Genomic DNA, 582 nt, shown 5'->3' with positions numbered 1-582 from the left:
CAATTATTCAAAATTTCTTAAACGATAACCGTAGTTTATAAACGTGCTTAGTTTTGTTCAAACTTTGCAACAGAACCCCCGATTGAAAAGGAGGGGTGGATCCCTCAAAATAAGTGTATACTTCAGTCACTATTCATAATTTCATGTATCAGAAGGTATTTAAAAATAAATAACCTTAAAGAACTTCACAAGGGTTGCTTCTTTCCTCATTTCTCCGATACAATAGACCTATAGAATACAAAATAGAAAGGTGACTCACTTTATGAATCAACCTTTAGTGAACTTGCGAGTCGATTTTGCTTTCAAACAATTATTTGGTGTACAAGGACAAGAGGAATTATTGATTTCTTTTTTAAATGCAATCTTGCATGAATCCTTATCTAAACCAATTGTATCGCTAAAAATTGAAGACCCACACCTCCATAAAGAATATGAAGAAGACAAATTATCTATACTAGATATATTAGCTACACTTCAAGATGGGACAAAAGTAAATGTAGAAATACAGTTACGAAATACACAAGAGATAGTAAAACGTTCCCTGTATTATTGGAGTAAACTGTATACATCTCAATTAGAGCA

General features: G+C 32.1%; 1 protein-coding gene. It reads left to right on the top strand.

Annotated features, from left to right (window positions below; translation table 11 throughout):
* Positions 1-262: 262 nt before the first annotated feature.
* The coding region (locus tag JDS99_RS30920) for an Rpn family recombination-promoting nuclease/putative transposase (RefSeq protein WP_199696494.1) at positions 263-582 on the top strand (320 nt) is incomplete at its 3' end.

Origin of the sequence: Bacillus cereus group sp. N6 (assembly GCF_016483705.1) — a bacterium.
Classification (GTDB): domain Bacteria; phylum Bacillota; class Bacilli; order Bacillales; family Bacillaceae_G; genus Bacillus_A; species Bacillus_A wiedmannii.
This window is presented reverse-complemented; position numbering and strand designations above follow the sequence as displayed.